This window comes from Shewanella sp. 1311 (assembly GCF_059338235.1).
This window is the reverse complement of the sequence record NZ_CM181686.1, coordinates 4847624-4860722: the sequence shown is the minus strand read 5'-3', so window position 1 is coordinate 4860722 and position 13099 is coordinate 4847624. Positions and strand designations below refer to the sequence as shown.

The window sequence follows — 13099 nt, the reverse complement described above, 5'->3', positions numbered from 1 at the left end:
GTTAGTTAAGTAATTGTAAAGCAGCATCATTGAGATAAAATAACCCACATTAGGCTTCACGATAACAAGAATATGAAAAAAAGCTGTAAAGTCTCAGTCCATCAACTTCAAGTCGGCAACTTTGTGCGTTTGCCCGTGGCTTGGAAAGATCATCCCTTTTTATTCAGTAGCTTTCATATTAAACAAGCTGCGCAAATCGAGTTGATTAAAAATCTGGGCATAGAACATGTCATCGTCGATTTAGAACGTAGCGACGTCGCCCCGTTACATGCTGATGCGGTCAACCCAATCAAATTACCGCCAAGTGCTGAAATCAATGTGCTTAAAAACGACATGGATCAGTACAAGGCCGAACAAATCGAAGTGCAAAAGAAATTACGCCGCGACATTCATAAAACCGAGCAAAACTTTACCCGCTCGGTCGCCATGATGCGTAGCCTCATATCTAAGCTGCGTAATCGCCCCTTAAATGCGGTCGATGACGCTAAAGATTTGGTGCACACCATAGTCGAACAGCTGCTCAACTCAGATAACTTAGTGCTGCATTTGATGAGCGATGCTAAGCAGGATGAAAGCATTTACTACCATTCTTTGAACGTCGCGATTCTTTCTATGTTGATCGCCAAAGAACTCGAATGGGATAGAAGTGAGATTGAAACAGTGGGTCTCAGTGCCCTATTCCACGACGTGGGTAAATTAAAAGTCCCGCCACAAATTCTTAAAAAATCGACCCCTTGGTCGGCACCAGAGCTTAACTTTATCAAGCAGCATCCGTTACTTGGGATAGAACTGCTCAAATTAGCCGATAATTTCCCCCAAGCGGCCTTGGCTCCCATCACCAATCACCACGAGTGTCTCGATGGCAGTGGTTATCCCAAAGGCTTAAAGGAAGAGGCGTTAGACAAAGTATCGCAATTGATTGCGGTAGTGAACGAATATGATTCCCTGTGTTACCCAAGCCAACAGGGCAGAGCCAGAATGCCCTATGCCGCTCTGGGGCATTTGTACAAGCAATACAAGACTAAGCTCAATCAAGAATATATTGGCAAGATGATCAAGATGTTGGGCATTTATCCTCCTGGCAGTGTGGTGGAATTATCCAGCGGTCAATATGCCATGGTGATGTCAGTTAACTTAAGCAAGCTGCTATGCCCTAAGATATTGGTTTACGATGCGTTAGTCCCTAAAGATCAAGCGCCTATCGTTGATTTAGAGATTGAAGGGATCAGCATAGTGCGCTGCTTACCGCCTGCGGCGCTTCCCGAAAAAGTCCACGAGTACCTGAATCCCCGCGAACGAGTAAGTTACTACTTTGGCGGCGATAGTCGTAAACAGTGATTTAGTTAATAGGCTCAGCGATTCATGCCTAACGGATTTCACGCATTTATTCAAAGTCATCGAGTCAAACTCGTTGGTAAAAGTCATTGAATAAACGTGATTAAATAGCAGTGATAAAAAGAAGAGGCGAATATTGCATTCGACCCTTCTTTTTTAATTTGAGAAACCAACGCTACTAGCGCCTGACTTATAACCAATGCTTGCGCTTAAAGAAGAAGTAAGTACCGGCGGCACTGGCTAACATCATCACAATCGCCATAGGGTAACCGTATTGCCACTCAAGCTCAGGCATACTGGTAAAGTTCATCCCATAACTACTGGCAATCAAGGTCGGCGGCAGAAACACTACAGCGGCAACCGAGAAGATTTTAATGATTTTGTTCTGTTGTAGACCACTGAAACCCATGGCCGCATCAAGCAAAAAGTTTAACTTATCGAAAATAAACTGACTGTGGGGCATCAGCGACTCGATATCCGACAACATTTCCCGCAAGTCCTTCAAGTGCTCATCGGATAGCTGGCCACGATAGTAACGTTGCATATAACGCAGTGAACGCTGGGTATCGAGTAAACTCAAACGGATTTTACCATTGGAGTCCTCTTGTAGAGTGATAAGCTTAAATACATCGTCAAGCTCATCGTTATCAAATACTTGCTCACCGACATTTTCGAGAACTGTGTAAACGTCTTCGATTAAGTCAGACAGATAATCCACTTTCAGATTAAATAATTCGAGAAACAGTTCCTGCGGCGTCGACACATCTAACCGGCCCAGACGCAAATAGTTACGCAGCAAGCGGATAAGACCCACGTCTTCTTCACGGATTGTCAGTAAAAAATTGGTGCGAAGGTTGAAGGACACGTTAACGCCACGCACATCTTGGCCGACACGCTGGGGGAATAACGAATTGATATGCAGGCCATCGCTGTTTTGATAAAAACGTGCCGAGGCCTCAATTTCATTGATATCTTCTTCGTCAGGCACTTCTTCAACAGAAAAATGACTTAACCATTCTCGCTCCGAATCATCGGGTTTATACAGATCTAACCAAATGGTCGATGCGGGAATACTGTCCAGTATGCCGAGCTCTGTCACGGTAAGGTGACGATTTTCATACACATAAGCAGTAATCATTTGTCCTCCTGAAAAAAACTTAAGTTAACGATCCCACTTAAGTGCAGGCTAAAAAATTGTCGCTAGTTTACCGCATAAGTTGGCAATGAAAAGGCGCGAAAGATAATTTAGTAAAATAAATATGCCTTAATCGGTCTCGATGATTGCCAGCCGTTCTTGGGTCGAAAAGCGAATATAGATGCCATCGAGCGTCACCATTTTGGAATCTGAAATATCACCCTTACGCACGCGATACTCACCATTGTTGTCAGCATTGGGTGACACGATTCTTACCGTGACTATTTTGTGCTGATCGCGCCAATACCAAACACTATAACTGAGCACACTCAGTCCGAGCACCACAAACACGCCTGTGAGTAAATAACGACGCCACATGGGTTCATTTAAACGTTTAGTGCTGATATTCGCGGCCTGAGGCACAATTTGTCGCTGGCGCTTCATCAGCAAAAACCAAGCGCCAGCAATGACTAAGACTGTCAGTAAAATTTTAGTGAGCATGGCCCCTTCCTTTGATGTACTTAGCCTGCGCGCAATAATTAATATAATGCCAACTACAATCGAGCATTAACTCGTCAATGCCACACATAAGTTCGCGCATTATACATTGACCATCATACGCTGACTTAAGTGGATAAACTGTCTTTGGGATCAAGCTTAAGGCTCACAGCTAAAGAGATAAGGAAAATGGCGAGTAACAGTATGCAAAAGCAGTGGTTTGAAACAGAGTACAACAGCCTTGTTACAGAACAAAAAATGACAGGACGAAAACATCGCGGGCCATAGGTAAAATAAAAGGCAAAGGCCTAATCAGATTTACCGCGACAAAAGCGTCACGGCACTCATGATGATAAGCCACTTAGATTAAAAATCCTCAAATACCTTTGCCATACGTTGAATTTGCGCCAAAGGCACGCCATGACGATTACGTTTTGCGCATTCCAACTGATGAGCAGGATTGCTCGGTTCGCCTATCAGCATAATTCGGACTTGATAACCTAAGGCTTTTGCCGCCGCTTCATAGGCCATGTATTCCCAGCGGCACAGATTAGTGTTATCGCAAATCACCACGGGCTCGCCTGAAGACAGCGCCTGAATAAACCCCGCCAAATTACATTGATGGTACTCAGGTAACTTCTTGGCATCGAAGCGGTATTCATCTTGGTGATAGAAAAAGCTATCGGTCGAAAATACGCCGCGTTGGCGCACGCTGATGGCTTTTTCTAAAGGAAGGGAAAGAATATAAGTTTCAACCCAATGTGACTTACCACTGCCCGGTAAACCACGCATAATTATCGCGATTTTATCACTCATGTGTTCGACTCACTGCCAATCACTCGGCCCGCTAAAATAGTCTCAACCAACTGAGGCACTAACTCCCCCGCTTTGCCAGTCAAATGATACTGGAACTGACTGTGTCTATCGGGTGCCATCATATTCACTTCTACTGTTTGCGCGCCGTGATGATTAGCGGTATCCACAAAGCCCGCGGCAGGATACACAGTGCCAGAGGTGCCAATGGCAATAAACAAGTCGCAGTTATCCAGCGCATCGTGGATACGGTCCATCCCCAAGGGCATTTCACCAAACCACACCACATGGGGGCGTAAACGCTGGGCAGGAATACAGCAGGTACAACAATTATCGACACCAAAAGGCTCACGCAGAATAAAGGTCTGACGTGAACGCGGGCAGCGCCCTTTAGATAGCTCGCCATGCATGTGCAGCAATCGACGTGAACCCGCACGCTCATGCAAATCATCAATATTCTGGGTCACAACCAATAACTGGCCTTGAAATTCTGCCTCTAACTTAGCCAAGGCAAGGTGCGCCGCATTGGGCTCAACCGTGCCACTGTGCAATTGCTGCCAACGACTATTGTAAAAGCGTTCCACAAGCTCAGCATCACGTTCATACCCTTCTGGCGTAGCCACGTCTTCAATATGATGTTCTTCCCACAGACCATCTTGATCGTGAAAGGTGCGTAATCCCGACTCAGCAGAGATCCCTGCGCCGGTTAACACCACAATTTGCTGGTACATGCCGATTCCTTATTATTTTATTTATTTGAATTATTCTCACTGACTTTGACGGTCGTGAATATTATTCCTTGGTATAACCATACAAAAACTATGCTTGAATTGCCGTAAAATATTGTGATTTAACGCCTATTGACACAATTTATCTGCATATCGCCCCATAAAGCCAGAACAAAGGTTTAAGTTTTCAACCTGAGACCCTATAATGGCAAACACTATCCACGGATGAACCTATTGGTTCTGCAATCAAGAGATTAGCAATGACAGATGGAAATCAAGCGCTAAAAAAAGCGGGTTTGAAAATTACCCTGCCACGAGTCAAGATCCTAGAACTGATGCAAGGGCCTGAAAACCAACATATCAGCGCAGAAGATTTGTACAAGAAGCTGCTCGATTTGGGTGAAGAAATTGGTCTAGCCACCGTCTACCGTGTGTTAAACCAATTTGATGATGCAGGTATTGTCAGTCGTCACCATTTTGAAAGCGGTAAAGCCGTTTTCGAACTCTCAACTCAGCATCATCATGATCACTTAGTTTGCCTATCATGTGGCAAAGTAATTGAATTTTCTGACGATATGATTGAACGTCGTCAAGATGAAATTGCCATGAAACACAACATTAAGCTGACTAATCACAGCCTATATTTGTATGGCACTTGCACCAATGATACCTGTGAGCATAACGACGCTTAGTCGACTTCAGCTTTCATCAGCGTGACACAAAAAACCAGCCTGAGGCTGGTTTTTTATTGGATGATGTGAACAGGCAAACCGCTATAACACCTTGGCGTAGATATTCACTTTATGTCCCATAAACTCATTTTGCTCACGCCAGTGCATGCCAACGCGCTTAGCCACGCCTTCGGAGCCGAGATTCCCTTCTAAGATAAGTGCAATCGTCTGTTCAATCCCAAAGCGCTTAAATTCGGCTAATGCAGCAGATGCGGCCTCAGTGCCAATCCCTGTGCCCCAATACTCTGGGAAATAACGATAACCTAACTCGACTTCATTAAATTCTGGAATGAATTTAGGACCACAAAATCCGATCACACGCTTGTCGGCTTTGTGTTCTACCGCCCAACGGCCAAAACCATGTTGCTGATAATCGCCTTGGATCACCTGGTGAAATAACTCAACCGCCTGCTCTCGAGACGTAAAAGCGGCAGAGGGAATGTATTTCAGCATCGCCGGATTACTGTTCATCAAATACAGGGCTTCACAATCTTGCTCGGTAAATGGCCGAATAATTAACCGTTCAGTTTGGGTTATCATTTTTACTCCTTCAAGAATGGATCGCTTAACACATCAGCCAATCGTTAGCATGGTCATCACTGGCGTAAGGTCAACGATACTACGCCAGTGTATGTCCAATATATAAATCTTAACGGTGAAAATCACCGCTGCGCTCAGGCTGATACAATATTTCTTCAATACGCACTTTTACCATGGAACCACCAGGGCCTGGCCATTCAATCTCATCGCCTTGGGACAGCCCTAATAATGCGCTACCCACTGGTGCCAAAATTGAAATCGTGCCCGCGCCATTTACGTCTTTTGGATACACTAACCGTAAACAGAAGGTCTCATTACTAGATGAAACGCTAAATTTCACTTCCGAATTCATGGTCACCACATTCGCTGGCATCTGCGACGCAGGTACGATATCGGCTCTGTCTAATTCAGCCTCCAATGCCGCTTTGCCCGGAAACGTATTTGCCGGCAGTGACTCTAATAATCGCTCTAGTCTTTCTAAGTCGATTTCCGAAATAATGATTTTAGGTGTTTTCACAGTCTTTCCCTCGTAAAGAAACGTGATGTTCAAGCCGTTACTGTGGCTAACATCGACTCAGTGGCTTACCCTCCCCCAATGCGGTAAGCCCCATAATACAAATACGCTCGCAGCGAAAAGCTGCAACCGTGTGATATAAATTTGAATTCAAGATATTTTGCAGAAACAGCACTGAAGCCATAAGCACTTGGCTCATGGTTAATGGTCCTACTCACGCTATGCTCGCCCATGGAGCAGGCGACTGCCGAGCAGAGAAGCATCAATCTAACCCGTAGAAGAAAAAATATCTAGTCTTCATGGTGTTAGCTCAATCCCATTCCTATCATTTACTGTGTTTTGCAGCTTATACCTATCACAATCCGATTAGTATTTTACAGCCAATAAAAAAGGCGCCTTAGGCGCCTTTTATAATCGTAAGGTTAGCTTACCAACCTGTACGAATACGCAGCGCTTTGCCGATATCAGCTAGCGAGCGGACAGTCGTCACGCCAGCTGCTTCTAATGCAGCAAATTTGTCTTCTGCAGTACCTTTACCGCCAGCGATAATCGCGCCAGCGTGGCCCATACGCTTACCAGCAGGTGCAGTTACACCAGCAATGTAAGACACAACAGGCTTAGTCACGTGTGCTTTGATGTAAGCAGCCGCATCTTCTTCAGCGTTACCACCGATTTCACCGATCATCACGATCGCTTCAGTCTGTGGATCGTTTTGGAACATTTCCAATACGTCGATGAAGTTAGTACCTGGAATTGGGTCACCACCAATACCTACGCAAGTAGATTGGCCGAAACCTTCATCAGTCGTTTGCTTAACCGCTTCATAGGTCAGAGTACCTGAACGAGAAACGATACCCACTTTGCCTTTTAAGTGGATGTGACCTGGCATGATGCCGATCTTACATTCACCTGGGGTGATAACGCCTGGGCAGTTAGGGCCGATCATGCGAACGCCAGTTTCTTCAAGCTTCACTTTAACTTGCAGCATGTCCAGTGTAGGAATGCCTTCAGTGATACAAACGATAAGCTCAATGCCACCGTCGATAGCTTCAAGAATGGCATCTTTACAGAAAGGAGCCGGTACATAGATCACAGAAGCAGTCGCGCCAGTCGCAGCAACGGCGTCTTTCACAGTGTTAAACACTGGCAGACCTAAGTGAGTTTGACCGCCTTTACCAGGAGACACACCGCCCACCATTTGCGTACCGTAATCGATAGCTTGTTGTGAGTGGAATGTACCTTGACCGCCAGTGAAACCTTGGCAAATTACCTTGGTATCTTTATTGATTAAGACAGACATTATTTGCCCTCCGCAGCTTTAACAACTTGCTCAGCCGCGTCAGTCAGACTGGTAGCTGCAATGATATCAAGACCTGATTTAGCTAATACTTCACGGCCAAGTTCAGCGTTAGTACCTTCTAAACGAACCACAACAGGTACTTTAACGCCCACTTCTTTAACAGCGCCGATAATACCTTCTGCGATCATGTCACAACGTACGATACCGCCGAAAATGTTAACCAGAACCGCTTTCACATTGCTGTCAGACAGAATGATTTTGAAAGCTTCTGCTACACGTTCTTTAGTCGCGCCGCCGCCTACGTCTAGGAAGTTCGCTGGCTTGCCACCGTGCAAGTTAACGATATCCATAGTACCCATAGCCAGACCAGCACCGTTCACCATACAGCCAACGTTACCGTCTAATGCTACATAGTTCAGTTCGAACTTAGCAGCGTGAGCTTCGCGGGCATCATCCTGTGATGGATCGTGCATGCCTTTGATTTTTGGTTGACGGTAAAGTGCGTTACCGTCGATACCGATTTTACCGTCTAGGCAGTGTAGGTTGCCTTCAGTGGTAATAACCAGCGGGTTGATTTCAAGCAATGCGAAATCATGATCAACGAACATAGTCGCCAGACCCATGAAAATCTTAGTGAACTGCTTCATTTGGGTTGGGTTTAAACCTAACTTGAAGCCAAGATCACGTGCTTGATAACCTTGTGGACCAGTCAAAGGATCGATGATTGCAGTGTGGATGAGTTCTGGCGTTTCTTCTGCCACTTTCTCAATTTCAACACCACCTTCAGTCGACGCCATGAACACTACGCGACGAGTCGCGCGGTCAACAACGGCACCTAGGTACAGTTCGTTAGCGATGTCGGTGCAGCTTTCTACTAAAATTTTAGCAACTGGCTGACCTTTCTCATCAGTTTGATAAGTCACCAGATTTTTGCCTAACCAGTGTTCGGCAAAGGCTCTGATTTCTTCTTTATCGCCAGTGACTTTAACGCCACCCGCTTTACCGCGGCCGCCAGCGTGTACTTGACACTTAACAACCCATAAATTTCCGCCAATATGGCCTGCCGCTTCTACAGCTTCTTGGGCTGTATCACATGCAAAACCTTCTGACACTGGTAAACCATATTCGGCAAATAAGGATTTTGCCTGATACTCATGCAAATTCATGATGATCTATCCGTATACTTCTAATCAAATCCAACTGGCCCGTTTGGGCCAGTCACGAGGGTATGTCTGGCTATTTCGTTAAGCGCAAACTCTTAGCGAGTTGGCTTATAGATCAAGCAGCAGACGAGTTGGGTCTTCTAGGAAGTCTTTAATCGCCACCAAGAAACCAACAGACTCACGGCCATCAACAATACGATGGTCATATGAGAGTGCCAGGTACATCATGGGCAGGATTTCAACCTGACCATTGACTGCCATTGGGCGATCTTTAATGGCATGCATGCCTAAAATCGCGCTTTGTGGCAGGTTAAGAATCGGTGTAGACATCAATGAACCGAACACACCACCGTTAGTCACAGTGAAGTTACCGCCAGTCATGTCAGCCACAGTCAGCTTACCGTCACGACCTTTAAGGGCTAAGTCACGGACAGCTTTTTCGATTTCAGCTAAGTTCATGGTATCAGTGTCACGTAACACTGGTGTTACCAGACCACGTGGCGTTGATACTGCGATGCTGATGTCGAAGTAGTTGTGATAAACGATATCATCGCCATCAATAGACGCGTTGACTTCTGGGAAACGTTTCAGCGCTTCAGTCACAGCTTTGATGTAGAAAGACATAAAGCCTAAACGGATACCGTGACGCTTTTCAAAGATATCTTGGTATTGCTTACGGATATCCATGATTGGCTTCATGTTCACTTCGTTAAACGTCGTGAGCATAGCGGTAGAGTTTTTCGCTTCTAACAAGCGGTTAGCGATTGTCTTACGCAGACGTGTCATTGGCACGCGCTTCTCGCTACGGCCAGCCGCTAATGGAGCCACAGCAGGTGCTGCTGGCGCCGCTGCTTTAGGGGCAGACTTAACAAAAGCTTCAACGTCTTCTTTAGTAATACGACCACCCACACCTGTGCCTTTTACTTTGCTGGCATCAACATTGTGCTCAGCCAGTAAACGGCGTACAGATGGGCTTAACGCATCACTGCTTTCATCGCTGGTTTCAGCTGCAGGCGTTGCCGCTTCAGCTTGCGCTTTAGTGACTTCTTTGCCCGATACAGCACCGGCGATGAATTTAGCGATCACTTGTTCACCCAGAACAGTGGCGCCTTCTTCAAACAAAAACTCGCCAATGTGGCCATCTTCTGGCGCAACCACTTCAAGAACCACTTTATCGGTTTCAATATCAACCAGGTTTTGATCACGAGAAACTTGCTCGCCCACTTTCACATGCCAAGTGGCAATCGTGGCATCGGCAACAGATTCTGGTAGTACGGGTACCTTGATTTCGATACTCATGAAAAACTATCCTTTTATAAAATGTCTATTACTACAGTGTGATTGTAAGTTTCAGGGCACTGTTCACTAAAGATTCTTGCTGATGTGCGTGCAACTCAGGGTAACCACATGCTGGCGCAGCTGACGCTTCACGACCGGCATAAGTTAACTGTGCACCTGCAGGAACCGCGGCCCAGAAATGGTGTTGACTAGAGTACCAAGCACCTTGGTTCTGTGGCTCTTCCTGACACCAAACAAAATCTTTAACATGTTGGTAATCAGCCAAAGCAACGATCATTTCATCATGTGGGAACGGATATAACTGTTCGACACGGATTAACGCTACGTTAGTGATATTTTCTCTACGACGTTTTTCCAGTAGCTCGAAGTACACTTTGCCACTACAGAAGACAACGCGGTCAACCTTGCTCGCTTCCAACGTATCGATTTCACCGATCACGTTTTGGAAACTACCACTGGCTAAATCGTCCAAGCTTGAAACCGCTAATGGATGACGTAACAATGATTTAGGCGACATAACGATGAGTGGTCGACGCATAGGACGCACCACTTGACGGCGCAACATATGGTAAACCTGTGCCGGCGTAGAAGGCACACACACTTGCATGTTGTGGTTAGCACACATTTGCAAGAAACGCTCTAAACGGGCGCTTGAATGCTCAGGGCCTTGACCTTCATAGCCATGGGGTAACAGCATAGTCAGACCACATAAACGGCCCCACTTCTGCTCACCCGATGACAAGAACTGGTCGATAACCACTTGGGCACAGTTAGCAAAGTCACCAAACTGCGCTTCCCAAATGGTCAGGCCGCCGGGTTCTGCAGTCGCATAACCATACTCAAAGGCCAGCACTGAGGCTTCAGATAATACTGAGTCAGTAATATCAACTGGGCCTTGCTCATCGGCGATGTTGCGCAGTGGCATATAAGTCGTGCCATCGTTTTGATTGTGCAATACCGCATGACGATGGAAGAAAGTGCCACGGCCAGAATCTTGACCCGTAATACGTACGCGCTTGTTGTCTTCCAGAATCGAGGCATAAGCCAAGGTTTCTGCAAAGCCCCAATCGAGTGGCTTCTCGCCTTTCGCCATTGCTAAACGGTCGCTATAAATCTTAGCAACGCGTGATTGCAATGGATGGCTTTCAGGCACATAACTCATTTTGTCAGCAAGACTTTGTAAACGCTCAGCCGACATAGAGGCTTGATACGCTTCGTCCCACTCACGACCGATATACGGTGTCCAGTCAACAGAATGCAGCGTCATAGGGCGCCATTCTTTCACCACACAATCACCTTGATCTAATGCATCACGGTAATTATTGATAAGACCAGTCACATCATCAGCAGCCATCACGTTTTCAGCGATTAGCTTATCTGCATAAATCTTACGTGGTGTTGGGTGTTTCTTGATCTTGGCATACATCAGCGGCTGAGTTGCACTTGGCTCATCGGCTTCGTTATGGCCATGACGGCGATAACAGACTAATTCAACCACCACATCACGTTTGAACTCGTTACGATAATCAACGGCTAACTGCGACACAAAAGCAACGGCTTCTGGATCATCAGAGTTAACGTGGAAAATCGGTGCCTGAACCATCTTAGCGATGTCAGTACAGTATTCAGTCGAGCGAGTGTCCGCATGGTTAGACGTCGTGAAACCCACTTGGTTGTTCACTACGATGCGAATACTGCCGCCGACAGTAAAACCGCGAGTTTGAGACATGTTGAATGTCTCTTGTACTATCCCTTGACCCGCAATGGCAGAGTCACCGTGAATAGTAATAGGCATGACTTGTAAGCCATCCTTACAACCGCGACGGTCTTGACGGGCACGTACAGAACCAATGACCACAGGGTTAACGATTTCAAGGTGCGATGGGTTAAAGGCCAGTGCTAAATGCACATTGCCGCCCGGCGTTTCGAAATCAGAGGAGAAACCTTGGTGGTACTTAACGTCACCCGAACCGTGGGTATCAGCATGCTTACCCGCGAACTCGTCAAACAGTTCAGCAGGACGCTTACCTAACACGTTCACTAACACGTTCAGACGACCACGGTGAGCCATACCGACGACGATTTCTTTAGTACCCGCTTCACCTGCACGATAAATAATTTCACGCATCATAGGCACTAACGCATCACCGCCTTCTAACGAGAAACGTTTCGCACCAGGGAATTTAGCACCTAAGTATTTTTCAATGCCTTCTGCGGCGTTTAAGCCTTCAAGAATGCGTGTCTTAACACTTTTATCGTAGTTAGCTTTACCTAAGGAAGGTTCGAGACGTTGTTGGATCCAGCGTTTCTCATCGGTATCGGTAATATGCATATATTCAGCACCGATAGAACCACAGTAGGTGGCTTTCAGCGCTTTTACCAAATCCGCGAGCTTCATGGTTTCGCCACCATGAGCAAAAGAACCTGTATTAAACTCACGATCCATGTCTTCTTTAGTCAGGCCGTGAAAGGCAGGATCTAAATCAGCAACGGGTTCGCGTTTCCACAGTTCAAGCGGGTCAAGGTTAGCACCTTGGTGACCACGGAAACGATGGGCGTTAATTAACTGCAGGACTTTAACTTGCTTAGCATCCATTTCAGGATCCGTCACACGAGCAGAGCTCTTATGGCGTCCTTCTAACGCTAAACTGCGAAAATAATCACGTACTTTTGAGTGAGCAGCTTCAGGCGCATCAACAGAGGCACCGTTCACAGGAGGGAGATTATCAAATACCGCACGCCAATCATCAGCGACTGACTGTGGGTCTTCTTGATAGGCTTCATACATCTCTTCTACGTAGGTCGAATTTGCACCACTTAAGTGAGATGATTCGAGCCAGGCTTTCATGATGCCTTGGTGCATTTCTATTCCTTTCAAACTTTATACACGTGCTTAGCCATAGTATTAAATATGCAGTCTGTAGAGATTACCTTCGACGCATAATTTCTGCCGCCCCTAGATGTCCAGATATACGGCGCGTTGTCTTCCATTACATACGCAAAAGAGTCACCTTCTGCTACCAGAAAGTGACTCTTCAAGAGC

At 46.1% G+C, this 13099-nt stretch carries 12 protein-coding genes; 2 read left to right on the top strand and 10 right to left on the bottom strand.

Annotated features, from left to right (window positions below):
- The first annotated feature begins 72 nt into the window (after positions 1-72).
- Entirely contained in the window at positions 73-1338 is a 1266-nt protein-coding gene (locus tag AC5YB3_RS21395; RefSeq protein ID WP_494526131.1) for an HD-GYP domain-containing protein, read from the top strand.
- 187 nt (positions 1339-1525) lie between these two features.
- Here the strand turns inward: AC5YB3_RS21395 and corA are convergent, their stop codons facing one another.
- The 4 genes from corA to cobB form a co-directional block, all read right to left on the bottom strand.
- Entirely contained in the window at positions 1526-2473 is a 948-nt protein-coding gene (gene corA, locus AC5YB3_RS21390) for a magnesium/cobalt transporter CorA (protein WP_006081968.1), read from the bottom strand.
- A gap of 126 nt (positions 2474-2599) precedes the next feature.
- The gene (locus tag AC5YB3_RS21385) at positions 2600-2971 is read right to left on the bottom strand and encodes a hypothetical protein (RefSeq protein WP_494526130.1); all 372 of its coding nucleotides are present in this window, start codon (positions 2969-2971) and stop codon (positions 2600-2602) included.
- Positions 2972-3334: 363 nt separating this feature from the next.
- Positions 3335-3784: an ATP-binding protein gene (locus AC5YB3_RS21380; RefSeq protein WP_494526129.1), complete on the bottom strand. Its 450-nt coding sequence runs from the start codon at positions 3782-3784 to the stop codon at positions 3335-3337.
- Positions 3781-4512, bottom strand: a complete 732-nt coding sequence (gene cobB, locus AC5YB3_RS21375) for a Sir2 family NAD+-dependent deacetylase (protein ID WP_494526128.1) — start codon at positions 4510-4512, stop codon at positions 3781-3783. The genes AC5YB3_RS21380 and cobB overlap by 4 nt, the downstream gene beginning before the upstream one ends.
- A 257-nt stretch (positions 4513-4769) precedes the next feature.
- Here cobB and fur point away from each other — a divergent pair, with 257 nt between their 5' ends.
- On the top strand, positions 4770-5201 hold the full coding sequence (gene fur / locus AC5YB3_RS21370) for a ferric iron uptake transcriptional regulator (protein ID WP_006081972.1): 432 nt from the start codon (positions 4770-4772) through the stop codon (positions 5199-5201).
- Positions 5202-5282: 81 nt separating this feature from the next.
- Here the strand turns inward: fur and AC5YB3_RS21365 are convergent, their stop codons facing one another.
- The 6 genes from AC5YB3_RS21365 to AC5YB3_RS21340 form a co-directional block, all read right to left on the bottom strand.
- Positions 5283-5780 (bottom strand): GNAT family N-acetyltransferase, encoded by a 498-nt coding sequence (locus AC5YB3_RS21365; protein WP_006081973.1) that lies wholly within the window; start codon positions 5778-5780, stop codon positions 5283-5285.
- 109 nt (positions 5781-5889) lie between these two features.
- Positions 5890-6297 (bottom strand): nucleoside diphosphate kinase regulator, encoded by a 408-nt coding sequence (gene rnk, locus AC5YB3_RS21360; RefSeq protein ID WP_063884201.1) that lies wholly within the window; start codon positions 6295-6297, stop codon positions 5890-5892.
- A 424-nt stretch (positions 6298-6721) separates the two neighbouring features.
- Complete coding sequence (gene sucD, locus AC5YB3_RS21355; RefSeq protein WP_006081975.1) at positions 6722-7594, bottom strand: succinate--CoA ligase subunit alpha; 873 nt, start codon at positions 7592-7594, stop codon at positions 6722-6724.
- Positions 7594-8760, bottom strand: coding sequence for an ADP-forming succinate--CoA ligase subunit beta (gene sucC, locus AC5YB3_RS21350; protein ID WP_006081976.1), 1167 nt, complete (start codon positions 8758-8760; stop codon positions 7594-7596). The genes sucD and sucC overlap by 1 nt, the downstream gene beginning before the upstream one ends.
- Before the next feature lie 105 nt (positions 8761-8865).
- Positions 8866-10056 (bottom strand): 2-oxoglutarate dehydrogenase complex dihydrolipoyllysine-residue succinyltransferase, encoded by a 1191-nt coding sequence (odhB, locus tag AC5YB3_RS21345; protein ID WP_006081977.1) that lies wholly within the window; start codon positions 10054-10056, stop codon positions 8866-8868.
- A gap of 31 nt (positions 10057-10087) precedes the next feature.
- On the bottom strand, positions 10088-12919 hold the full coding sequence (locus AC5YB3_RS21340) for a 2-oxoglutarate dehydrogenase E1 component (protein ID WP_006081978.1): 2832 nt from the start codon (positions 12917-12919) through the stop codon (positions 10088-10090).
- Positions 12920-13099 lie beyond the last annotated feature (180 nt).

Bases quoted from the DNA above. Each gene is read 5' to 3' on its own strand.
- AC5YB3_RS21395 (WP_494526131.1), top strand. From the start codon at position 73: ATGAAAAAAAGCTGTAAAGTCTCAGTCCATCAACTTCAAGTCGGCAAC.
- corA (WP_006081968.1), bottom strand. From the start codon at position 2,473: ATGATTACTGCTTATGTGTATGAAAATCGTCACCTTACCGTGACAGAG.
- AC5YB3_RS21385 (WP_494526130.1), bottom strand. From the start codon at position 2,971: ATGCTCACTAAAATTTTACTGACAGTCTTAGTCATTGCTGGCGCTTGG.
- AC5YB3_RS21380 (WP_494526129.1), bottom strand. From the start codon at position 3,784: ATGAGTGATAAAATCGCGATAATTATGCGTGGTTTACCGGGCAGTGGT.
- cobB (WP_494526128.1), bottom strand. From the start codon at position 4,512: ATGTACCAGCAAATTGTGGTGTTAACCGGCGCAGGGATCTCTGCTGAG.
- fur (WP_006081972.1), top strand. From the start codon at position 4,770: ATGACAGATGGAAATCAAGCGCTAAAAAAAGCGGGTTTGAAAATTACC.
- AC5YB3_RS21365 (WP_006081973.1), bottom strand. From the start codon at position 5,780: ATGATAACCCAAACTGAACGGTTAATTATTCGGCCATTTACCGAGCAA.
- sucD (WP_006081975.1), bottom strand. From the start codon at position 7,594: ATGTCTGTCTTAATCAATAAAGATACCAAGGTAATTTGCCAAGGTTTC.
- sucC (WP_006081976.1), bottom strand. From the start codon at position 8,760: ATGAATTTGCATGAGTATCAGGCAAAATCCTTATTTGCCGAATATGGT.
- odhB (WP_006081977.1), bottom strand. From the start codon at position 10,056: ATGAGTATCGAAATCAAGGTACCCGTACTACCAGAATCTGTTGCCGAT.
- AC5YB3_RS21340 (WP_006081978.1), bottom strand. From the start codon at position 12,919: ATGCACCAAGGCATCATGAAAGCCTGGCTCGAATCATCTCACTTAAGT.